This is a genomic window from Nocardioides sp. Root140 (assembly GCF_001426745.1).
In the GTDB taxonomy this organism is placed as follows: Bacteria; Actinomycetota; Actinomycetes; order Propionibacteriales; family Nocardioidaceae; genus Nocardioides.
In genome coordinates, this window is the sequence record NZ_LMFI01000004.1 from 1 (window position 1) to 19,669 (window position 19,669).

The 19,669-nt window shown below is 69.4% G+C and carries 27 protein-coding genes; 8 read left to right on the forward strand and 19 right to left on the reverse strand.

What is annotated here, in order from left to right; all coding sequences use genetic code 11:
• The 3 genes from ASD30_RS09340 to ASD30_RS27770 form a co-directional block, all read right to left on the reverse strand.
• Positions 1-595: IS3 family transposase (locus ASD30_RS09340; RefSeq protein ID WP_156393572.1), on the reverse strand; the 595-nt coding region annotated here is incomplete at its 3' end.
• The gene (locus tag ASD30_RS09345; RefSeq protein WP_056680529.1) at positions 595-792 is read right to left on the reverse strand and encodes a transposase; all 198 of its coding nucleotides are present in this window, start codon (positions 790-792) and stop codon (positions 595-597) included. The genes ASD30_RS09340 and ASD30_RS09345, both read right to left, overlap by 1 nt.
• Positions 782-916 (reverse strand): hypothetical protein, encoded by a 135-nt coding sequence (locus tag ASD30_RS27770; RefSeq protein WP_268788290.1) that lies wholly within the window; start codon positions 914-916, stop codon positions 782-784. Before ASD30_RS27770 ends, ASD30_RS09345 begins: the two co-directional genes overlap by 11 nt.
• A 99-nt stretch (positions 917-1,015) precedes the next feature.
• Between ASD30_RS27770 and ASD30_RS09350 the strand changes: the two genes are divergently transcribed.
• Positions 1,016-1,621 (forward strand): TetR/AcrR family transcriptional regulator, encoded by a 606-nt coding sequence (locus ASD30_RS09350; protein ID WP_056680532.1) that lies wholly within the window; start codon positions 1,016-1,018, stop codon positions 1,619-1,621.
• Positions 1,622-1,648: 27 nt separating this feature from the next.
• Here the strand turns inward: ASD30_RS09350 and ASD30_RS09355 are convergent, their stop codons facing one another.
• The 4 genes from ASD30_RS09355 to ASD30_RS09370 all read right to left on the reverse strand — a co-directional run bounded on the left by ASD30_RS09355 (position 1,649) and on the right by ASD30_RS09370 (position 5,627).
• Positions 1,649-3,055: a sensor histidine kinase gene (locus ASD30_RS09355; protein WP_056680535.1), complete on the reverse strand. Its 1,407-nt coding sequence runs from the start codon at positions 3,053-3,055 to the stop codon at positions 1,649-1,651.
• Positions 3,056-3,344: 289 nt separating this feature from the next.
• Positions 3,345-3,542, reverse strand: coding sequence for a DUF4365 domain-containing protein (locus ASD30_RS27925; RefSeq protein ID WP_056680538.1), 198 nt, complete (start codon positions 3,540-3,542; stop codon positions 3,345-3,347).
• Between the two features lie 209 nt (positions 3,543-3,751).
• Positions 3,752-5,278, reverse strand: coding sequence for a hypothetical protein (locus tag ASD30_RS09365; protein WP_056680541.1), 1,527 nt, complete (start codon positions 5,276-5,278; stop codon positions 3,752-3,754).
• The gene (locus tag ASD30_RS09370; protein WP_056680544.1) at positions 5,268-5,627 is read right to left on the reverse strand and encodes a hypothetical protein; all 360 of its coding nucleotides are present in this window, start codon (positions 5,625-5,627) and stop codon (positions 5,268-5,270) included. Before ASD30_RS09370 ends, ASD30_RS09365 begins: the two co-directional genes overlap by 11 nt.
• 232 nt (positions 5,628-5,859) lie before the next feature.
• Here ASD30_RS09370 and ASD30_RS09375 point away from each other — a divergent pair, with 232 nt between their 5' ends.
• Entirely contained in the window at positions 5,860-6,714 is an 855-nt protein-coding gene (locus ASD30_RS09375) for a hypothetical protein (RefSeq protein WP_156393573.1), read from the forward strand.
• Between the two features lie 30 nt (positions 6,715-6,744).
• Here ASD30_RS09375 and ASD30_RS26490 read toward each other — a convergent pair whose 3' ends face one another.
• The 12 genes from ASD30_RS26490 to ASD30_RS09420 form a co-directional block, all read right to left on the reverse strand.
• On the reverse strand, positions 6,745-6,921 hold the full coding sequence (locus tag ASD30_RS26490; RefSeq protein ID WP_156393574.1) for a hypothetical protein: 177 nt from the start codon (positions 6,919-6,921) through the stop codon (positions 6,745-6,747).
• 9 nt (positions 6,922-6,930) lie between these two features.
• Entirely contained in the window at positions 6,931-7,161 is a 231-nt protein-coding gene (locus ASD30_RS09380; RefSeq protein ID WP_056680550.1) for a hypothetical protein, read from the reverse strand.
• Between the two features lie 195 nt (positions 7,162-7,356).
• The gene (locus ASD30_RS09385) at positions 7,357-7,734 is read right to left on the reverse strand and encodes a hypothetical protein (protein ID WP_056680553.1); all 378 of its coding nucleotides are present in this window, start codon (positions 7,732-7,734) and stop codon (positions 7,357-7,359) included.
• 43 nt (positions 7,735-7,777) lie between these two features.
• Positions 7,778-7,963, reverse strand: coding sequence for a hypothetical protein (locus tag ASD30_RS09390; RefSeq protein ID WP_056680556.1), 186 nt, complete (start codon positions 7,961-7,963; stop codon positions 7,778-7,780).
• On the reverse strand, positions 7,960-8,898 hold the full coding sequence (locus ASD30_RS09395) for a helix-turn-helix domain-containing protein (protein WP_056680558.1): 939 nt from the start codon (positions 8,896-8,898) through the stop codon (positions 7,960-7,962). Before ASD30_RS09395 ends, ASD30_RS09390 begins: the two co-directional genes overlap by 4 nt.
• 8 nt (positions 8,899-8,906) lie before the next feature.
• Positions 8,907-9,620: a hypothetical protein gene (locus ASD30_RS09400; RefSeq protein WP_056680562.1), complete on the reverse strand. Its 714-nt coding sequence runs from the start codon at positions 9,618-9,620 to the stop codon at positions 8,907-8,909.
• A gap of 6 nt (positions 9,621-9,626) precedes the next feature.
• Positions 9,627-9,779, reverse strand: a complete 153-nt coding sequence (locus ASD30_RS26495; protein WP_156393575.1) for a hypothetical protein — start codon at positions 9,777-9,779, stop codon at positions 9,627-9,629.
• Positions 9,780-9,903: 124 nt separating this feature from the next.
• Complete coding sequence (locus ASD30_RS09405) at positions 9,904-10,299, reverse strand: hypothetical protein (protein ID WP_056680564.1); 396 nt, start codon at positions 10,297-10,299, stop codon at positions 9,904-9,906.
• A gap of 510 nt (positions 10,300-10,809) precedes the next feature.
• On the reverse strand, positions 10,810-12,150 hold the full coding sequence (locus tag ASD30_RS09410) for an ATP-binding protein (protein WP_057294102.1): 1,341 nt from the start codon (positions 12,148-12,150) through the stop codon (positions 10,810-10,812).
• A 98-nt stretch (positions 12,151-12,248) separates the two neighbouring features.
• The gene (locus ASD30_RS09415) at positions 12,249-12,563 is read right to left on the reverse strand and encodes a hypothetical protein (RefSeq protein ID WP_056680570.1); all 315 of its coding nucleotides are present in this window, start codon (positions 12,561-12,563) and stop codon (positions 12,249-12,251) included.
• Positions 12,564-12,704: 141 nt separating this feature from the next.
• Positions 12,705-12,860: a hypothetical protein gene (locus ASD30_RS27140; RefSeq protein ID WP_200951126.1), complete on the reverse strand. Its 156-nt coding sequence runs from the start codon at positions 12,858-12,860 to the stop codon at positions 12,705-12,707.
• A gap of 39 nt (positions 12,861-12,899) precedes the next feature.
• Positions 12,900-13,469: a hypothetical protein gene (locus ASD30_RS09420; RefSeq protein WP_056680573.1), complete on the reverse strand. Its 570-nt coding sequence runs from the start codon at positions 13,467-13,469 to the stop codon at positions 12,900-12,902.
• 318 nt (positions 13,470-13,787) lie between these two features.
• Here ASD30_RS09420 and ASD30_RS09425 point away from each other — a divergent pair, with 318 nt between their 5' ends.
• From ASD30_RS09425 to ASD30_RS09450, 6 genes are all read left to right on the forward strand, one after another.
• Positions 13,788-14,234 (forward strand): helix-turn-helix transcriptional regulator, encoded by a 447-nt coding sequence (locus ASD30_RS09425; RefSeq protein WP_056680576.1) that lies wholly within the window; start codon positions 13,788-13,790, stop codon positions 14,232-14,234.
• A gap of 517 nt (positions 14,235-14,751) precedes the next feature.
• The gene (locus ASD30_RS09430) at positions 14,752-15,237 is read left to right on the forward strand and encodes an SAF domain-containing protein (RefSeq protein WP_235532552.1); all 486 of its coding nucleotides are present in this window, start codon (positions 14,752-14,754) and stop codon (positions 15,235-15,237) included.
• Positions 15,238-15,240: 3 nt separating this feature from the next.
• Entirely contained in the window at positions 15,241-16,080 is an 840-nt protein-coding gene (locus tag ASD30_RS09435; protein WP_056680578.1) for a MinD/ParA family ATP-binding protein, read from the forward strand.
• Positions 16,077-17,759, forward strand: coding sequence for a CpaF family protein (locus ASD30_RS09440; RefSeq protein ID WP_056680581.1), 1,683 nt, complete (start codon positions 16,077-16,079; stop codon positions 17,757-17,759). The genes ASD30_RS09435 and ASD30_RS09440 overlap by 4 nt, the downstream gene beginning before the upstream one ends.
• Positions 17,756-18,688, forward strand: a complete 933-nt coding sequence (locus ASD30_RS09445) for a type II secretion system F family protein (RefSeq protein WP_056680585.1) — start codon at positions 17,756-17,758, stop codon at positions 18,686-18,688. The genes ASD30_RS09440 and ASD30_RS09445 overlap by 4 nt, the downstream gene beginning before the upstream one ends.
• Positions 18,685-19,596, forward strand: a complete 912-nt coding sequence (locus ASD30_RS09450) for a type II secretion system F family protein (RefSeq protein WP_056680588.1) — start codon at positions 18,685-18,687, stop codon at positions 19,594-19,596. Before ASD30_RS09445 ends, ASD30_RS09450 begins: the two co-directional genes overlap by 4 nt.
• The last annotated feature ends 73 nt before the right edge of the window (positions 19,597-19,669 follow it).

The window sequence follows — 19,669 nt, forward strand, 5'->3', positions numbered from 1 at the left end:
CGAAGGCCAAGCTGTCAAACGCCATCACCGACAACATCGGCATAGTTCGAACGTCGGCATAGGACTTCAAATGCCGACGTCGGCATTTGAAGTCGGCCACCCACAGCTGGTTCGGGCCGGTCGCTGCGAACTTCCGCTTCACCAGATCCTCGGGACGCTCGGTCTCAGCACCGTCGCCGATGGTGGTCTTGCGGAACTTCTCCCGCGGGATCCCCCGCAAGCCCTCGGCGCGCATCAGCCGCTCCACGGTGCACCGGGCGACCTTGACGCCTTCGCGGTTGAGCTCGGCGTGGATCTTCCGGGCGCCGTAAACACCCAGGTTCGCCTTGTGGGCGACCTTGACGCCTTCGCGGTTGAGCTCGGCGTGGATCTTCCGGGCGCCGTAAACACCCAGGTTCGCCTTGTGGGCGACCTTGATGTCCTCGACCAGCTCGGCGTCACGGATCGCGCGTGCCGAGGGCGGTCTGGTCTTGGCCGCGTAGTAGCTGCTCGGGGCGATCTGCACGCCGGCGTTCCTCAGCACGCCGCAGATCGGCTCGACCCCGACCTCACGCCCGTCGACAACGTCGTGGCGATGGGCGTCGATGTAGACCACTACCTGTTCGTGGGGCGGTCGAGCTCCGCCGCGAAGAAAGCCGCCGAGGTCTTCAAGATGTGGTTCGCCCGCCGCAGCTCGCGGACTTCGCGCTCGAGGTCGGCCAGCCGCTGCGCATCACTGGTTGTGGTGCCGGGCCGGACGCCACCGTCAATCTCGGCCTGTCGGACCCAGTTGCGCAGGGTCTCAGGGTGCATGCCGAGCTGGTCGGCGACACGGGGCGATCGCGCCCTGCTTTGTCGCCGGGTCCTGGCGGAGCTCCACCGCCATCCGGGTGGCCCGCTCACGCAGCTCGTCGGGGTACTTCCTGGGTGCTGCCATGACTCTCATCCTCCATGGATTGAGAGCCTCCATCAGACCCGAGGCGATTCAACCCCGAAAGCCTGCACGGGCGTGGCGGGTAGAGAACAGAGGTGAGTCATGAGGAAACTTCCGGCAAAGCTGGCCACCCAGCTGTACGGCGCGGCCGAGCTCATCGCGGAACGGGGGCTGGACGGCACCAAGATCGACGACATCGCCGAGGTCACGGGTATCCCCAAAGCCACCATCTACTACCACCTGGACGGGAAGAACGGGGTGCTGGCATTCCTGCTGGGTGACCTGCTCGACCTCATCGCAGGGGAGGTCGGTGTCGCCGTCTCAACTCAGGAGGACGCGCGGAGCCGCCTCGAGGCCGCCGTTGCCGCGCAACTGGCCGTCATGGTCGAGCACCCGTTCCTGTGCCGGGCCCTGGTGGGCGACCTGGGGCGAGCCACCCGGCTGCCCGACCTCGCCGATGCATTGCGCAGTGCGTTCTACGAGCCGATCGAGCAACTGCTGGCCGACGGGTCACTGCGCCGGGTCGCCGACCCGAGTGCGGTCGCCATGGGCGTCTTCGGTGCCATCACCGTCGCCGGCCTCAGCGCCGCAGTCGAAGGTCCCTCAGAGGATCCGTCTGCGGATGCGGCACGATTCGCAGCGGCGATCTGCGCATTGATCCTCAACGGCCTTGCGACCCCCACCACGCCCGAAGATCGCGAGCCATGAGTCGCGCCCAATCCACAGTCAGTTGTTTCACTGGACAGACTGTCCGCGCCGTGACGTGGGAGCGCGTGGTGCGGCCCGGGGGAGATGAAAGGCGAACATCGCACCCCCGTCTGGCTGGGGTGTGTACCGGACGTCACCGCCATTGAGCAGAAGAAGACGCCGGACGATGTAAAGGCCGAGCCCGCTGCCCCGCTCCCGGCCCGATCGAGACGCCTCAGATCGGGTGAAGCGGTCAAACAGATGTGGCTCGAACTCCGGCGGCACCCCTGGACCCGCGTCCGCCACCTCGACGGCAACCGAATCGGTGTCCGTGCGGATGTTCACGACGACTGGTTCTGCGCCGTACTTCAGAGCATTGGTCACCAAATTCGTAACGATCTGCGTCAGGTGTCCGCGGTCAACAAGCGCCGTGGTGTCTCCCGTTGCGCGAAGGGTGATAGACGACGTCAAACCGAGATTGTCTAGGACTTCGCCAGCCACCTCGCTCACGCTCACCGGCGCGGGATAAACGACGAGACCGCTGTCGTCCAGTTCCGAGACCGTCAACGTGTTTTCGAGCAGCGCTTGCACTGAATGCGCCGCTGCCTTCGTCTTCTGCAGGAAGCTGCGGCGCTCGTCGGCGCGCAGTGAATCCCAGGAGTCGAGAAGCATTTCGACGTACCCCGTGACAACCGACATGGGAGCGCGCAGGTCGTGCGACAGCATGGCAACCATGTCCCGAAGAGATGCCTCGCGTACCTTGCGATCTGTGATGTCCTGGATCTGAGCGATGAAGTACTGCGGCGCGCCGTCAGGATCCCGTACCAATGTGACCGACAGCTGCGCCCAAACGGTGGAACCCGACCCGGTGATGTAGCGCTTCTCCAGGTCGTACGCGTCGATCTCCCCGGCAAGCAGCCGACTGCTGTAATCCACGTGTGTGTCGAAGTCGTCGGGGTGGGTGATGTCCTGGAACGACCGTGCCAGCAGTTCCTGCTCGGAGTACCGCGTAAGGTTCGCGAACGCTTTGTTGACTTGCCGCAGGCGCCCATCGAGTTCGACCAGCGCCTTGCCGATGGGGGCGTGGTCGAAACTGAGCCGGAAACGTTCCTCGGATTCCCGGCGCGCTTGCGCCGTTGCCCGTGCCTCGGTGACGTCCTCTACGACTCCCATTGCTGCTACGACCTGGCCGGACTCGTCTCGAATGGGAGTCAGGTGCTGAGAGAAGATTCGGCCCGCAAAGGGCACGTCGATGGTGTTCGAGCGACCTGCGAGCGCGTCTCGGAACCAAGGCTCGGCCATGGTGACCGTCTCTGCAGGGAAGACATCAAAGAGGGTCTTGCCCTCCAGGGCCTCTCGGGAGAGGCCCAGCGCGGCGAGGCCGCTGCCGTTGACTGACAGGTAGCGCAGGCTGCGGTCAAAAGTGAAAATGGCATCGAGGTCGAATGCACGCATCAGGGGATGGTCTGCTGCTCGCGAGAGGACCTCCAGCGTACGCGACCAAGCGTCGGTTGAGTGCGCCCCGTCAACGTCTCCCACTGCCTCTCGTGTGGGATCGCCGAACAGGTCGTGTCGAACCTCAGACCGTGGAACCAAGGTGAACTCCGTGACTTGACCGGTGGTCGGCGGTATGCCCGAGATGGGACATACTTGAGATGGAAAAGGCTACGTCAACAAGCGCACAACGCACCGGATTACATATGTTGGCACAAGCGACGACCCGCGCTGCCCTGCGTACGGCACCTCACGGGAACCCGACGGTCTCATCTGGGAGGTGGAGTCCGTCGAGGACCAGCTGTCCGAGGCGGCGGAAGTCGTTGTCGCGGGCCTTGCTTTGCACCTGGAGGTGGCAGTTGCTAACTTCGCCCGTCGCGGGGTCGCGCAACTCGATCGTGCCATCGATCCCGGCGTCGACTGTGCGCTCATGCCAGACGTGATCCATGGCGCTGACCCGCTGGTGAATCAGGGCAATCCCAGCGTCGCTGATGTGCGTGCTGCGACTTGACCTGCTTACCGCCTCCCACCGGTACCTCGCTTCTGCCGAGGAACCTGGAGAGCCCGGCTCTTTGAGGGTACGAGTCACCTCCGACAGTTCGTGGCAGGCGCGGTTCAGTTGCGGTGCTACCGGACTTGTATGGGCGCGAAGCGTCGTCACCGGCCACGGCTCTTGGCTGGGATACCGGCGGTGAGTGGTGCCACTTCATTTCGCCCGGTAGGGCTTTGGTGCGTGTTCACCCTCGCCGGGACTCGTTCATTGCTCGGCATGTGCACCGTAACCACCGCGGAGGCCGAGCTTGTGGCGTCGATCGTGGCGTCGCTGGCCGCGCGCAGGGTCTCCGCGACGGGCGGGGGGAGTGGCACGAGGCGCTTGGCGAGGATGTCGGCGGGGGAGACCCAGACGACGTCGCCCTCGGCAGGCGGGGTAGCCAGGCCGGCCTCGACGTCGTTGTGAGCTCGGCGCGACAGGGCTCGGGCCGGGCCGGTGAGGTCGGGTGCGTCGGCCTTCTCGGCGACGACGACTGCGAGCTCGGAGCCGGCCTCGATCGCGCGCAGCGAGGCGTGCATTGCCTGGGGCAGTCCTGGGCGGCTGGCGATGACCTCCGGGCTGGCCAAGGTGGTCTTGTCGTGGGTGATCTGGCGGTACGCGGCGCGGACCTCCGCGGCCGCGCGTGCCAGTGGCTCCTCGAGGCGGGCTCCTGGGGGAGCGAGGTCGCCCCAGCGGCTGGCCAGGTTGCTCCAGGAGCGTCCTGTCTCGGCGATGGCGGGGATCAGGCGGTCGGAACGCTCGAGCGCGCCGGCAGTCGCGGCGGCGTCGACGAGGACCATGCTGGCGCCGGCGATCAGGCCCTGGGTGCGGGTGATCAGCAGGATGTTGGACGTTTCGAGTTCCCGGGCCAGCGCGCGGTGGGTCTGGATGTCCCAGTTGGCCAGCGCTTGCGCGAGCCGGCCGGGGTCGTCGACGGGGCGCATCGCCTCGCCGGCGAGGGCTTGGGCGAACCGGTCGCTCAGGTAGCTGCGGGCGGTGTTCTCGCTTGCGGAGATCCGGTCGATCCAGGCACCGGTGGGGGCGATCGCGTAGGGGGAGTGGTGCTGCGCCAGGTGGATCCGGTGCCCGGCGCTGCGGGCGTCGTTGACGCGGTCGCGGCCGTGCTGCTGGAGCGCGACGTTGACGGCGTGGGCGGTGAGGTAGAGCCCGTGCATGATCCGGGTGCGTGCTGCCTCGAGGTCGCGGTGGGCGTCGGGCTGCTCGTGGGGGATCTCGGCGCCGTAGCGGCGGACCAGGGCGGCGGCGTTGAGGAAGGTCTGGGTCATCTGGTCGATGCGGTGGCTGGTTGGGCCTTGCCCTGGCCAGGCGGTGCGGCCGGAGAGGCTGGTCTCGATGGTGGCGGCTTGGGCGGAGAGGGTGGTGATGGGCCGGTCGCGCTCGTCGACGCCGGGGCGGCGACCGGGCAGGGATGCCCACAGGTCCTCGGCGGCCGCGACCATCGTCGGCCAGCTGCGCAGCAGGGTACCGGCGGCGTCTCCGTCGACGTCCATGAGGAGCTGGCGCGCCAGGTAGTCGACGTCGAAGAGCATCTCGCCGACGCTGCGCACGTCGCGCGCGGTAATCGGGATCTGGTCGACGTCGAAGAGCTCCTGGTCGATGTCGGCGTACGCCAGCCGCAGGTCAGTAGCCAAGGCCGCGGGCTTCCCGGATGAGGTCGCACAGGTCGACGACCAGCTGGGAGCCGTGCAGGTCGGGTCGGTGCAGCGGCAGGGGCCGGGTCAGCTCCTCGGCCTCGGTGAGCAGCTGCAGCGGGGTGGGCTCCTCGAGCTCGTCCACCTCGACGTCGGGCAGCTCGTAGTCCTCGGGCAGCAGGGCGCTGGCCTGGGAGTGCGCGAGGTAGACACCGAGGCCGAGGTCGTGCAGCGGCGAGTCGGCGGCCGCCCGGTCGGCGTCGCTCCATACCTGGGTGGCGGCTTGGTGCAGCAGGAGGGCGATCGAGCCGAGGCGGTCCCAAGTGCCGTCAGCGTTGAGGGTGTCCACGGGGGTTCCTTTCGGTCGGAGGTCGGTCTGGCCCATGAACCCACGTCCGGGTCGGTCCTCGCTCCGCTGCGCGGCGGGCTGTGGATAACTCGGGGTCGTGTCGGCGGCTGGGCACAAACTGGTCTCGTTCGCCTATGTCGTATGGCGGTCGCCGGACGAGCATCGCGGATAAAGTCAAGAGATTCGCACTAGTGCTGACAGATGGAGGAGGGTCGTGATGATGAGGTTCCCGATGACCGTGCTGAGAGTGGTGACGCTGGCGCCGGCGCTGCTGGTGAGCTTCGTCCTCACCGTGGTGGTGTGCGCCCTGCTCCCGCCGGCGCTCGGCCTGATCGCATTCCTGGCTGCAGCGGGCGTGCTCGTTGCACTGGCGCTCGGCCAGTTCGAGGTGCCGGCGACCGCGGCGCTGACCCGGTCGCGGCCTGCGACTGCGGCTGAGCTCCAGGTGATGGGGCCTGTGCTCGCCGAGCTGGGTGTCCGCGGCGTCGACGTCGGCACCCTGTTCGTACGCCGGCGTCAGAGTCCGGGCACCCTGGTGGCTGCGGCGATCGCGGATGGCGCTGTCATGGTCAGCCCCGGACTGTTCAACGCCACCTACCGGGGAGGAGTGACCGCTGCGGAGGCGGCCGCCGCGATTGCTCATGCCGTCGGCCGGCGGCGTGCGATCCGGCCGCGGCTCGAGCTCGCTGTGCTTGCGGCGACGACGCCGTGGCGGCTGGTGGGCGCGTCGTTCCGCGGCGTGGCCCGGGCGTTCGCCTGGCTTCCGTTCATGCGGCTGGCGTGGACGCTGCGAGGTGTCGTCGGGGTGATCTGCATCGTGCAGTCGGTCGTTGAGGGCCGGGCCGCTCCGGGGATCTTGGGCGGCGCGGTGATCGCCCTGACCTACCTGGTGCCGGCAGCCAGCCGGCGGATCGAGGCCGGCGCGGAGGCCGCGGCCGACCAGCTGGTGGTCTCCCTTGGGCTGGGCTCCGTGCTGGCTGGCCTGCTCCGGCGTCATGGCCATCCGATGACGCTCGAGCGGCTGCAGCGCCTGGAGACGGCCGTCGAGCAGCCGGCGCGGCGGCGGCTGCACCTGGTCCACGGCTAGGCACGCTCTCTGGCGCTGCAGGTCGGCGAGCTACTCGTCGTCCTGGAAGCCGGAGGTGGAGTGGTGCACGCAGCCGTGGCCGTTGCCCTCGTGCGGCTTGTGGTTCATGCACGGCAGCGAACCCAGCTTGTGGGAGCAGTCGACCCAGCGGACCGTTGTGCGGCCGGGGATGCGGCTGGCGTCCGTTGATGCGAGCGCGGTTGCCATCGCGACCCCCTAGCGCCGCGGGCCGCGGCGGCGGCCGAGCTGGGGCCGCTGGTAGGCGGCCGTGTCGGTGTGGTCGTGCTGGCGCCCGGACCGGTGGACCTGCGCGATCTCGGCGTCGGGGGAGGGGCCGGTGTCGGCGGCCGCGGCCTGGGCGGCGGCCTCCTGGGTGGCCCTGATCTCCTCGGCGCGCTGACGAGCCTCTTCCTCGAGCGCGGCTTCCTCGCGAGCGGCGTCACTCATGTGAACTCCCATGGATCCCGTGGACCGGCACAGGCTGCGCCAGTCCTCCTTGGTCTCCTAAGTGCGGATCGGGGGTGGGAGCGATCACCCTCGGCGCATCCGTCTTGGCGACCCGGGCCCGATCACGCCGACTGCGCCAGCAGCGTGGCTCCCAGCTGCTGCGCGGTGTGCTTGAGGACGCCCAAGGATCCGTTCTCACCGGGACGGTCGCAGCACGGATGGGTGCCGAAGCCCTCGTCGACGACGATGCGGTGCAGTTGGCCACCGCAGGCACGACAGCGCCGGCCGGCGTGGGTGGGGCACTTGGTCGGCCGCCACGGCGCAGGGCAGGCAGGCGGCCGGCGTCGGTGGGCTCACCTGGTGTTCGCGGTCCCAGTCGCGGCGCTGGCCTAGCAGCGTGGCGGTCTGTTGCCACAGTGCCTGCTCGAGGTGCGCCGGGGCGGGGCGGCCGAGGGCCTGGTCGACGGCGACTCTGCACAGCTGCTCACCGCAGCCGAGGAGGCGTTCGTCGATGCCGCGGGCGTAGCACCACCGGGCCAGCGTCTTCGCGGCCAGCGTCAGCTGCTCGTCCATTGACCTGCCCCTTGGCTCTCAGCAGTTGCCTCACAGGCCGCGCTCAGCGCCTTGGGCATCGTCGGTGGCCGCGGCGTACGACTCCTCGCGGGCGAGCGCCTGCGCGCACCTGGCTGGTCTTGCCCTCGGCGGGCTCGGGTCCTGTCTGGACTTCGGGCAGGGCGGCCTTGATCCCGCCGGCGGTGAGCCCGAGGATCGCGGCCGCGGCCAGCCCGATCAGTGCCTTCACCGGGCGACCCTCAGCTGCGCCCGCTCGGCGGCAACGGGGATCGCCCGCTGCTGCTCGCGCAACCCGAGGGAGCGGGGGCCTCTCTCGGGCACGTGCTCGTCGACTTCCAGCCTGCCGGCGCTGGCGCTGGCCGGCTGCTCGGGGAGATCCGCGGCGATCTTGGCGGCCAGGTCCCGCAGCGGCGGGGTCTTCTCGATGCGCCGAGTCGCCTGCAGCACCGTGGTGTGGTCGCGCTCGAAGTGCCGGGCGATCGTGGGCAGGCTGTGCCCGTGGATCCGGGCGGCGGTCATGGCCACCGCCCGGGCATCGGCGGCCGCCCGGCTCCGGTCGGCACCCAGGAGGACCTCCGGTGTGGTGTTGAAGGCATCCGCGGCCGCCACCACGGCGTGCTCGACCGGGCCATCGGGCTCGAACGTCGAGGCCAGAGGCCGCTGGTGAAGGTCGACCACGCTCTCCTCGGTGCGGGGGAGACGGGCGGTGTAGCGGCTGTTGACGTGCTCGCTCACCCGCGCCGCGGCGTCGGCCAGTCGGGGCCGCTCGGCGGTGCGGCGGACCGCATGGATCACCGAGCCGTGGTCCTTGTTGAAGTGCTCGGCGATCGCCGGCAGGGACAGGCCGGTCTCGCGGGCGGCCGTCATGGCCACCGCCCGCGCATCGCTGACTGGTCGGCGGCGTTCGGCGCTAAGAATCGCCTCCGGCGTCGTGCCGAACATCGGCGCCGCGGCGTTGATGGCCAGCTCGCACACCGCGGCCGGGCCGGTTGCCGAGGAGGCCGGCGCGCTCTGGTCGACCTGGACGGCCAGCACCGTCACCAGCGAGCACAGCCGCTCTGCATCGAGCGGTGCAATCAGGCTGGCGACCTGGTCATGTTCGCCTCGGCCAGCCGCGTCGAGGATGAGGCCCGCCAGCTGGCGGCCGCCCGGGTCGAGATCCATGGCTCGCTCTACCGACCCGGGGTCCTGGGACCCGGCAGGGTGGGGCTCGGGATCGGGTCACGGGCCTGCTCGGACATCCGCCGGCGAGCGTTGTCGGTGATCTCGCTGGCGATCCCGGCCGACTCACGGGCGCTGGCCGCGGCGTGGTCGACGACGTTGCCGAGCAGGCGCACGTCCTCGTCGGCGCGGCCGAGCTCCTTGCCGGCGGTCGCGATGCTCCGCTCCAGGCTGACCGGCTCCAGCAGCCCCATGGCAGTCACGTCCTGGCTGGCCTGGTGTGCCGTCTCGACGTGCTGGGCAGCCAGCTGGGCGACGGGCTTGGCCAGGGTGACCATCTCTCCGACGACCGCGAGGTGCGGCTTGAGTTGGGCGACCTCGCTGGCGATGACGGGATCGGAGGTGTCGGCCGGGTCGAGGAGGGCACGGGCGTCGGTGACCGACTGCGACGCGCGATTGAGGTGTACGAACAGGTCGTGCGTCAGGTCAGGCATCTCGTTGCACCTCGTGCGCAGCCGTCCCAGGTGCTCGCCGGCGGCCTCGAGGTAGAAGGAACCGCGCCCGGACAGCTTGGCCTTGGCCGAGTCGAGTTCGGCGTCGTTGAGCACGCGGAGCGCGGAGCCGATCGTCTCCTTCAGCTCCTCCACCACCCATCGGGCCCTGCCCACGGCCTGCTCGGCCTCGAACACGGCGTCGGCGGCGCTCATTGTGGTGTCGGTGGTCATGCCGACTCACCGCCTCCGGTTTCGGGCGGGCGGAGCGGTGGGAGGGGGCAGGACCTCGCGGAGTTGATCGAGCGCAGCCAGGGCCTGCTCGAGGTGTGCGCGGACGTCCTGGACCGGGTCACGGTCGGCCGCGGACGGGGAATCGGTGGGCGTGCTCACGGGCAGCTCCTTGGTGGACCGGGGTCATCTCTCAGTCACCAAAGGAAGGTCGACCCGTCGGGGCGATCACCCGACGCGAAGAAATCTTCGCTGATGCGTCAGCGGGGCCGGGTCAGGGCTGGTCTCAGGGCATCGACTCCTGGCCGTCGTCGGCGCCCTGGCTGATGACGTGCGCGGTGGCGTTGCGCGCGGCGTTGAGGTGCTTGTGCAGGTCGACCGCGAGACCGCGGGCCTCCTCTAGATGGAGGCGAGCGACGCCGATCGCCATCGCCGGGTCCGACTCGTCGGTCATCGCATCCATGCTGAGCACCTGGTGAGCCAGAGCCTGCTCGAGCGTGCTGGAAAGCTGCGATGATGCCTGGGGGAGTGCGGCCGCGATCTCGGCGAACTCCGCCAGCTGGGCGGAGGTCTCAGCCGGGATCTGGTCCTGCTCCCACATCGTGGCGCGGTTGAAGCCGTAGACGTGCTCGCGGGCCGCCGACGCGTGCCCGCCTGCTTCGAGCTGGTCGTTGTCGTCCACCGGGTGCCCTTCCCTCCGAGAGGTTGGGCTTGAGTCTCGCGGATCTCGCCGGCCGGCGCGCGCCGCTGGCGGTGAGGCTGTTAACAACGGGAAAGGGACTCCCTCCAGGTGTGTGGGGAGGGAGACTGAGCCATGGACGACAAAGCGGCCCTGATCGCGCGGCGCGTCGCGATGTCCGCCGCCGCGTGGTTCAACGCCCCCAGGATGTTGAGGCCTATCGCCGGCTCGCCGCGGCGGCCAGTGAGTGGAACGCCTACTGCGCCCGACGATGGAGTCACTGACGGCAGACGACTCCGAGTTGCTCGACGAGCTGGCCGACGTCGCGCCGCCGCAGTCCCTTGCCGCGCTGCTGCCCGACGTGACAGGGCCTCATGCTGCGGCGGGCCCGCCGCCAGCTCTAGCGCCGCGCGGACTGTCGCGGTCCGTGCCGGCCCGCTCCCAGCCTGTTACACGGCTGCGTTGTGTAACGGAACGTATGTCCGCGCGTTCGGTAGCGGTGCGCGCGGCCACTCAGGAGCGCGGCCGCACAGATTCGCCGCTGGGCGGTGGCACCTGGCGGGTCTCGTTCTGCTTGCTTCGGCGCAGCATGTCCCGATCCGCGTGGGCTGCTGACGGATCCAGCCCGGCGTTCGCGATCATCTTCTGCAGGCTCAGCAGTTCGGTCGCTGCCTCGGGCCGCGTGCGTTCGTAGTGGCTCAGAACGAAGCGGTTAAAGAGCGGAACCGCCATCGCCAGCTGGCCGCGTTTGGGTGCGTAGACGTCGCCCTCCTCGATGAGCTCCTCGCGGAGCCAGGACAGCTCTTGCTGGGAGCGACCGAGAGTCTTGGCGATCGCCGCTGTCGAGGCGCGCCCGCCGTGCAGAGCGAGGGCGGCAAGGAACTCCATCTGGCGATCGCTGATGCGGTCCCAGCGGGGACCAAGCGTGCGGCGTTCGAGCATGTCGGCGACCTGGGGGAGTGCGGCTTCGACGTCGCCGAGGGTGATCTGGTCGGGCCCAGGCGCGGATGTCCAGATGGCGTGGGCGAACAGCTGCAGGTGGGCCGGGTAGCCGTTGCTGGCCTCGACCACGGCTGCAGCCGCCTCGGGAGTCCACGCGACACCGGCCCGGCGTGCTGGCTCCACCACGGCGTATCGGGCGTCATCGGGTTCGAGCGTCAGCGGGATGGGCTCCAGCACGAAGAGGCGGTCTGGGTGGGTCACGCCGGCCTTGCGGAGTGCATCGGGGGTGAAGGGCAGTCCGGTGCCGGCGAAGAGGACCGGTGCGGAGGGGTGGTCGACGTTGAGTCGGTGCAGCGTCGCCGCGAGCAGGGCGAGGTCGGGCCCAGAGGCGACCTGGAGTTCATCGACGGTGATCAGCAGGCCGCCGCTGTGGGCGTCCTTGCGGACCTCGGCCGCCAGCGTGGCCAGGGCGTCAGCGAGCGTTCCCGCGTCCAGGCCCGGTGCTGCGGCGTCGGATTGGTGGGTAGAGATCCCGGCACCGATGCCCGCGATGCTGAGGTTGACCCCACCGATCCGCTCGAAGGCCTTGCGGGCGCGCTGCCAGGGGCCGGCCTCCTCCGCCATACGGGTGCGAGCGCGCTGGAGCAGCGCCTCTACAAGACCAGCGTGGCCCGACACAGCCTGGAGGTTGACCACCTCGAAGCCTTGCTCCTTGCCAAGGTCCGCGAACGCGCTCACCGTGACGGTCTTCCCCACGCCGCGCGGGCCGGCAAGGATCATGTCCTGGGCACGGACGCGGCCGCCAGCGACAATGTCGTTGAGCACCAAGTGCCAGTCACGGAGAAGGCCGTCGCGTCCTGCCAGGACGGGCGGGTTGTGCCCAGCACCGGGCGTGTACGGGCTCTGATCCACCAGCGCCACCTTCCTAGACTCACCTAGATTTAGGGGGTTTTCTAGGTCAGTCTAGGTGGTCACTCGGCGGGCGAGCTCTCGCGCGTGGGACCGGCGTGTCAACGGCCGATCCGGCGTGGCGGGGGAGGAGCGCCGCCGGCAGTGGACCGGTCGGCGCCGAGGGGTCTACGGGCTGCCTGGTCGGGACTCTCGGGGGCTGGGCCGGCCTCGCCGCAGACGAGGGATTCGCCGAGCTTGTCGGCAAGCTCGGCGATGTCGGCGGACAGCACCTGCTCGAGAATGTCGGCGATGCTGCCGGCGGAGCCGTCGCAGTGGTCGACCAGGTCGGCGGCGAGGCGATCGAGGGCGCGGTCGCCCTGCTGGGTGAAGGTGACGAAGCCGGGGCCCGGCTGCTCTGCGGGTGAAGTGCTCATCTGGGTCCTCCTCTGCTTGGTCACCTAGGTGATCCCGGACCTTGGGAGCGATCAGCTGCGCGAGGTACTTTCGCCAGCTCACCGGCCTGGGCCGGCACGCGTAGTGCACCGGCGGCGGGCACGGCAGCGTCGGATCCGCTGCTAGCTGCGCACGACTCGCAGGGCGATGATTCGCCACCCGTCAGGAACGCGGCGTCGGGCGGCCGCGAGCGCCTGGTCGTAGTCGGAGTCCTGGACGGTCAACTCGTCTCGGCCGAGGGTGTAGCCGCCGCGGTGGTCGGGCGGGATCTCCTGCACCCGGGGCGTACAGGGCGAGGACTCGAGCTGCGGTCTCCGTCACGTGCTCGACTCCTGCCCGGCCATGGTGCGCATCAGGCGAACGTCCCGGCGGAAGGCTGATGGGAGCCCAGCGCTCTGCTCCGGATCCCCCTGGTAGCCGATCAGGCCATCCTCCACCAGGTCTGCGGCGGTCTCCAGGATGCGCGCCACGCGCAGGAGAAGCGCCGGGGGCATCTGGACCGACGGCTCGTCGTAGAAGCCTGTGGTGGCCACCTGGTCATGGACCAGCAGTCCGAGATAGCTCTGCGCGTGCGCGATCTGAGCCACCCGATCGCGGGTGTGCTCGAGATCGTCGCGCTCGACGAGGAGGATGCGGACGACCTCGCCCAACCCCGCGAAGACCCGGCCGGCGAACCTCACGGGAACCGCGGCGGTCCGCGGTGCGCTCATCAGGTCCGCACCCGGTGTCTCGTCGACGAAGCCGAAGACGATCTCCCTGGCCATGCCGGCGAGGGCATCGTCGGTGAGGTACCGGCGGGCGGTGGTCTCTGTGACACGCATCTGCTCAGCGACGAACTTGACCCGTTCGTCGAGCAACTCGCCGGCAGCGGACCGGGACATCGTCATGCCGAGGTCGGAGACGGCCGCCAGGAGGTCGTCGATGCGCCGGTCGCGCCAGGATCGTGCAGCCCACCCGATCAGCCGGCCGCAGGGGAGTAGCGGTCTGGTGTAGTCATCACGGGGATTCTGCCATCCAGGTGCGGGTCACCTTTGTGATTGAGGAGCGTCCGAGCGATCAGCAAGAGGCGTTCGGGGGTGAAGCAGTCCACCGGGGCGGCTGCAGCCTCCGGGGCGGCTGGCGGCTGGACTGTGCCCAGGAGTTCGAGCACCTCGGCGCGGTCGCGGAACTGTGATCGTTCTCCCTGTCGCTAGTGTTCGTCGCTGATGGTTACCGGAGTCGACCCCTCGGAGTTGCGGGCAGCACGCGAGAAGGCGGGCCTGACCCAGCACGAGCTGGCGCGTCTCGTCGGTGCTGCTGGCGGGGAGCGCATCTCGCGCTGGGAGCTCGGCACGTCCGTTCCCCGGCCGGATTTCCTGGTCAAGCTCGCAAGGGCACTGGACATCCCGACCCTTCGTCTCATTCACATTGACGGTGAGATCCCCGACCTCAGGGCTCTGCGTCTGCAGGCCGGACTGACAGTCCCCAAGCTGGCGGCGGCCGTGAATGTTGCTGTGCCTACCTACTACGCATGGGAGCAAGGCCGCTGGGCTCGGCTCCCTGCGGCCAGGCAACTCGACAAACTCGCCGGTGCCTCGGGGCACCCTATTGATGTCGTCGTCGCCGCCTTCTACGAGGCACAACGTCAACGCCTGCAGCGCGAGGAGATCTAGCTCCGGGCAGACAACGCGCAAACGCCCCGGGTTGACGGTTATCCACAAGGAACAGGTTCTCCCCGGGAGAACCGGATGATTTTGTGGTCCCATAGATCCGGACATTCGGTGCGCGAAATTGATCGGTCCCATCGGGGGGACTGGGCCGCGCAACAGCTTCCAGTCAGGGCCCGGGCGATGACATCTCGGAGTTGGTCACCTGTGGATATCCACTCGCTCGATAGAAATGCACTAGTGTCGTCTTGTCGAGTTGGGTTGGCGATGATCGCTCCGAACCCGGCTTGACACGTAGGTGATCGAGACACGAGAGGACTCGGGATCCATGTCGATGAACATCACTCAGGACCGGTCGGGCGAAGCACCCTCCGATGTCGCGGCCACGCCCCACGTCACCCACTACCGGCCCTTCAGACAACGCCCCAGGCGGTGGGTGTTTGCACTCTGCGCAGGCTTGGTCGCTGCTGGTGCGCTAGGTACCGGCTACGCGTACACGTCTGTTAATGACACCCGAGAGGTCTTGGTCGTCAGCAGCGACATCAAGCGCGGCGAGATCATCGAGGCCGGCGACCTCGCCGTCGTGCGGGTCAGTGTCGACCCGGCGTTGACGCCGGTCCCCGGCAGCCAGAAGGCGGAGCTCGAGGGCAGCCGCGCTGCCGTCGACCTGTGGGCCGGCACTCTGCTCACCGCGCAGGCAGTCACCGACAACCTGGTGCCGGGGGAGGGGGAGTCCCTGGTGGGCATCAGTCTCACTCCCGCGCAGATGCCCTCGGAGCCGCTCTACGGCGGCGACGTCGTCCGGATCGTCACCACACCCGGCGACCAGGGCGAGATCACCGACAAGGAGCCGGTCACGATCGAGGCCACCGTCGTTGGTGTTAGCCGGGCGGAGGAGACGGGGGAGACCGTCGTCGACGTCTCGGTCCCCGAAGCCGAGGCCGCCGACCTGGCTGCCCGGGCCGCTACCGGAAGGGTCGCACTCGTCCTGGACGCCCGGGAGCGCTGAGGCATGGCGCTGATAGTCCTGGCCTCCGCCAGCGGTTCGCCCGGCGTCTCCACCTCGGCGCTCGGGCTCACCCTCAACTGGCACCGACCCGTGCTCCTGGTCGACGCCGACCCGACCGGATCCTCCTCGGTCTTCGCCGGCTACTTCCACGGTACCCAGGAGCCGACCGGCGGGCTGATCAACCTCGCCCTCTCCCTGCGCGAGGGGACGCTGGCCGACGCACTGCCCCGCGAGACGCTGCTGCTGGACCCCGAGGCGTCGGCCGAGCGCTCGGCCTGGTTCCTGCCCGGCATCCGGGCCCACGAGCAGGCCCCCAGCCTGCTGCCCTTGTGGGAGCCGCTCACCGAGCAGCTGCGCGCCCTCGAGCGCAACGGTCAGGACGTCATCGTCGACGCCGGCCGACTCGGCCTCGTCGGCTGGCCCCAGCCGCTCATCGCTGCATCCGACCTGACCCTGCTCGTCACCCGCAGCTCGCTGCCGGCGCTGGCCGGCGCCACCAGCTGGGCCAAGACCCTGCGTGCACAGTTCGCCGCGGTCGGTGGCCTGTCTCGCCTCGGGGTCCTGCTCGTCGACGAGGAGCGACGTTGGCCTACGGTGCCCACCGGCGCCCGAGTCCGGCCGTACACCGCACGCCACATCGCCAAGGCGCTCCAGATTCCCGTGGTCGCCTCCGTGGACTGGGAGCCCGAGGTGGCCGAGGTCTACTCCCACGGCGCCCGCAAGCCACGCAAGTTCGAGTCCTCTGGGCTGCGGCGCGGCTACCGGGGCAGCACCGCCGCAATCCAGTCCATCCTCGGCGCCAACCAGGCCGCCCTCGCTTCCACGAACGGAGGCCACGCATGAGCACCAACGGACACCACCAGGAGACCAACGATCGTCACCCGCTGCGCGCCGACGAGTGGCTCGATGCCCGCCACGCCGCGAACCGCGAGCAAACCTCGCCCTTCGCCCGCGGCCGCGGCACCAACGGCACTCCGCCGCCTCCGCCGCCGGGCGTCGAGGCCCACGACCCGACCTCACTGCCGATCTTCGCCGGCGCCTGGACCAGCGAAGGCGAGGGCCAGCTGCCCGGCCGCGCCCGCTCGGAGTTCAGCTTGCGCCCGCTGATGGCGCCCACACCGGAGGAGCACCATCACATCCACGGTGCGGACGGCGAGGTCCAGTTGGACTGGGAGCTGATCGCGCAGTATCGCGCCGAGATCTCGTCGCGACTGACCGCCCGGCTCGACAAGGAAGGTGGCCGGGTCACCGAAGAAGACCGCGAGCAGATGGGCCTCGACGTCATCGAGGAGCTCATCAAGTCCGAGGCCGAGACGCTGGTCTCCACCGGCCGGCCGCCGTGGACGAAGGGCCAGGAGAAGGCCCTCAAGTCCGCCCTCCACGCCGCCCTGTTCGGACTCGGCCGCCTGCAGCCCCTGGTCGAGCGCGAGGACGTCGAGAACATCATCGTCATCGCCCGCGGCCCGGTCTGCTCGGTCTGGCTGGAGCTGGTCGACGGCAGGCTGGTCGAGGCCGCCCCGATCGCCGACTCCGAGGACGAGCTGCGTGAGTTCGTCTCCGACCTCGGCGCCCGGCAGAACCGGCCCTTCACCGAGGCGCGGCCGCACATGGACCTCCGGCTGCCCGGCGGAGCGCGGCTCGCGGCCGGCTCCTGGGTGATGGCCTACACCTCGGTCGTGATCCGTCGCCACGGTTTGCGCGAGGTGTCGATGGACGAGATGGTCTACGGCCGCAAGGCGTGCAGTCCGGTCCTGGCCGACTTCGTCGCAGCCTGCGTGCGCGCCGGCAAGAGCATCGTCGTCTCCGGGGTCCAAGGCAGCGGCAAGACCACCTGGGTCCGAGCACTGTGCTCGTGTATCCCGCCCTGGGAGATGATCGGCACCTTCGAGACCGAGTTCGAGCTGCACCTGCATGAGCTCGTCGACCGCCACAAGATTGTTCACGCATGGGAGCACCGCCCCGGATCCGGCGAGGTCGGCATCGACGGCCGCCAGGCCGGTGAGTTCAGCCTCGAGGAGGCCATCCACCACTCCTTCCGGTTCAACCTCGCCCGCCAGATCGTCGGCGAGGTCCGCGGCCCCGAGGTCTGGAACATGCTCAAGGCCATGGAGTCCGGCCCGGGCTCGATCAGCACCACCCACGCACGCAGCGCCGAGCACACCATCGAGAAGCTCGTCTCCTGCGCCATGGAGAAGGGCCCGCAGGTCACCCGTGAGCTGGCGATCAGCAAGCTTGCTGCCGCGATCGACATCGTGATGTACCTGCGCTCGGAGGTCGTCCCCAATCCCGACGGCACCTTCCGCAAGCAGCGCTGGGTCGAGGAGGTCCTGGTCGTCCAGCCGAGCATCGACGCCGCCAGGGGATACGCCACCACCCCGATCTTCGCGCCCAACCAGCTCGGCCAGGCCGTCGCCACCGGGAAGCTCGACAGCTTCCTCGCCCAGGAGCTGGCGCGGCACGGGTTCGACCTCGAGGCGTACAAGGCCGAGTCCCAGGCCAACCCGGGGGTGGCCACGTCATGAGTACCGCGTTCCTGCCCGCTGTCTTCGGCGCGCTCATCGTCATCGGCCTGATCGGGATGGTCTACGCGCTGATCCCCGCGCCGCCCAAGCTGCCGCGGCCCGCCCGGACCGTCACACCGTTCGGGCGGCTGGGGAACTGGTTCGTCCGGCTCGACCGGCGCACCCGGATGCTGATGGTCGGCGGAGCCGTGGCCGGCCTCCTGGTCGCGCTGGTGACCGGCTGGGTGATCGCGATCGTGCTCGTCCCGGCCGGGATCGTCGGTATCCCGCTGTTGCTGACGCCCCCGCCGGCGGCCGCGAGCATCGAGAAGCTCGAGGCGCTCGAGGAGTGGACTCGGTCGCTGTCGGGCAAGCTGACCGCCGGCCAGTCCCTGCGCTCGGCGCTCATCAAGTCCCTGCAGTCCGCGCCGGCGCCGATCGAGCGTGAGGTCGGGCTGATGGTCTCCCGGTTGTGGAACAACACCGCCAATACCGAGGACGTGCTGCGCGCCTTCGCCGAGGACCTCAACGACTCTACCGGCGACGTCGTGGCCAGCCAGCTGATCCTGGCAGCCAGTGGCCGCGGCCAGGCTGGACTGTCGAAGGCGTTGGACGCCCTCGCCGAGACCGTCGCCTCCGACGTGCGCGCCCGCCGCCAAATCGCCGCCGACCAAGCCAAGCCCCGCACCACCGCCCGCACCGTCACAGTGATCACCCTCGGTGTGCTCGGCATGCTCGCCTTCACCGGCGACTACATCGAGCCCTACGGGTCCCCGCTGGGCCAGGTCATCCTCGCCGTCCTGCTCTCGGCCTACGTGGCCACCCTGCTGTGGATGCGCCGGATGGCCGTCGCCAAGCCACTCCCGCGGTTCCTCGACCTCCAGGCCCGCAACGCGCACCGCGCCGCCCAGCGCACGGCGCCGGGCGAGAAGGAAGGAGCGCTCGCATGACCGGCCTGCAGATCGCGCTCGCCAGCGGCACCCTCCTCGGGCTGGCCCTCGCCCTGCTCGTATGGCGCCTTGCGCCCTCCGACCCCGACCTAGTCGACGCGCTGGACCGTCTCTCACCTGACCACGTCGTACCCCGCCGCAACACTCCCGGCCCCGACGCCGACACCGGCACCAGTTCGGCGGTCGATCGGATCGGCTTGTGGGCGATGAAGAACCTGCCCGGCGGCGCCTCGGCGCACACGCCCCGCAAGGACCTGGCCATTCTGCAGATCAGCGAGACCCGGTTCTACGGCGAGAAGGTCGTCTGGGCACTGCTCGGCCTGATCATGCCGCCGCTGCTGGCCGCCTTCTTCACTCTCATCGGCCTTCCGCTGCCGTTCGCCATCCCGACGCTCGGCTCGCTGGCCCTGGCAGCCCTGTTCTGGTTCATGCCCAACTACAACGCCGCCGACGACGCCAAGAAGGCCCGCATCGAGTTCAGCCGCGCCCTGGGCGCCTACATCGACATGGTGGCCACCGGCGTCCGCGACGGATCCAGCGGCCAGCAGGCGCTGCGCTCGGCAGCCGAGGTCGGCGACAAGTGGGTCTTCAAGCGGATCGAGAGCGAGCTGCGCCGCGCCCGCTACATGACCCGCGCACCCTGGGACTCCCTGCACGGTCTCGCCGACGAGCTCGCCGTCCCCGAGCTCGATGACCTCGCCGACATCATGCAGCAGTCCGGCCAGGACGGAGCCCAGATCTACAACAACCTCCGGGCCCGCGCCGCCGCACTCCGCTCGGCGATGCTCAGCGCCGAGGTCGGCAAGGCCAACGCCACCTCCGAGCGCATGTACATCCCAGCCAGCCTGCTCGGCATCGTCTTCATGGCGATCCTCGTCACCCCCTCCCTGCTCCGCTTCACCACCTGACCGACCTAACACCGACCCCAAGAACCCGGGTCCACCCAGACCGCAAACCGAACAACCAGGAAGGAAGAACCCC

Coding starts and splice junctions, on each gene's coding strand:
- ASD30_RS09345 (WP_056680529.1), bottom strand. CDS start 792: ATGCACCCTGAGACCCTGCGCAACTGGGTCCGACAGGCCGAGATTGAC.
- ASD30_RS27770 (WP_268788290.1), bottom strand. CDS start 916: ATGGCAGCACCCAGGAAGTACCCCGACGAGCTGCGTGAGCGGGCCACC.
- ASD30_RS09350 (WP_056680532.1), top strand. CDS start 1,016: ATGAGGAAACTTCCGGCAAAGCTGGCCACCCAGCTGTACGGCGCGGCC.
- ASD30_RS09355 (WP_056680535.1), bottom strand. CDS start 3,055: ATGCGTGCATTCGACCTCGATGCCATTTTCACTTTTGACCGCAGCCTG.
- ASD30_RS27925 (WP_056680538.1), bottom strand. CDS start 3,542: ATGGATCACGTCTGGCATGAGCGCACAGTCGACGCCGGGATCGATGGC.
- ASD30_RS09375 (WP_156393573.1), top strand. CDS start 5,860: ATGACCGTGCTGAGAGTGGTGACGCTGGCGCCGGCGCTGCTGGTGAGC.
- ASD30_RS26490 (WP_156393574.1), bottom strand. CDS start 6,921: ATGGCAACCGCGCTCGCATCAACGGACGCCAGCCGCATCCCCGGCCGC.
- ASD30_RS09380 (WP_056680550.1), bottom strand. CDS start 7,161: ATGAGTGACGCCGCTCGCGAGGAAGCCGCGCTCGAGGAAGAGGCTCGT.
- ASD30_RS09385 (WP_056680553.1), bottom strand. CDS start 7,734: ATGGACGAGCAGCTGACGCTGGCCGCGAAGACGCTGGCCCGGTGGTGC.
- ASD30_RS09395 (WP_056680558.1), bottom strand. CDS start 8,898: ATGGATCTCGACCCGGGCGGCCGCCAGCTGGCGGGCCTCATCCTCGAC.
- ASD30_RS09400 (WP_056680562.1), bottom strand. CDS start 9,620: ATGACCACCGACACCACAATGAGCGCCGCCGACGCCGTGTTCGAGGCC.
- ASD30_RS09415 (WP_056680570.1), bottom strand. CDS start 12,563: ATGAGCACTTCACCCGCAGAGCAGCCGGGCCCCGGCTTCGTCACCTTC.
- ASD30_RS09420 (WP_056680573.1), bottom strand. CDS start 13,469: ATGACGATGTCCCGGTCCGCTGCCGGCGAGTTGCTCGACGAACGGGTC.
- ASD30_RS09425 (WP_056680576.1), top strand. CDS start 13,788: ATGGTTACCGGAGTCGACCCCTCGGAGTTGCGGGCAGCACGCGAGAAG.
- ASD30_RS09435 (WP_056680578.1), top strand. CDS start 15,241: ATGGCGCTGATAGTCCTGGCCTCCGCCAGCGGTTCGCCCGGCGTCTCC.
- ASD30_RS09440 (WP_056680581.1), top strand. CDS start 16,077: ATGAGCACCAACGGACACCACCAGGAGACCAACGATCGTCACCCGCTG.
- ASD30_RS09445 (WP_056680585.1), top strand. CDS start 17,756: ATGAGTACCGCGTTCCTGCCCGCTGTCTTCGGCGCGCTCATCGTCATC.
- ASD30_RS09450 (WP_056680588.1), top strand. CDS start 18,685: ATGACCGGCCTGCAGATCGCGCTCGCCAGCGGCACCCTCCTCGGGCTG.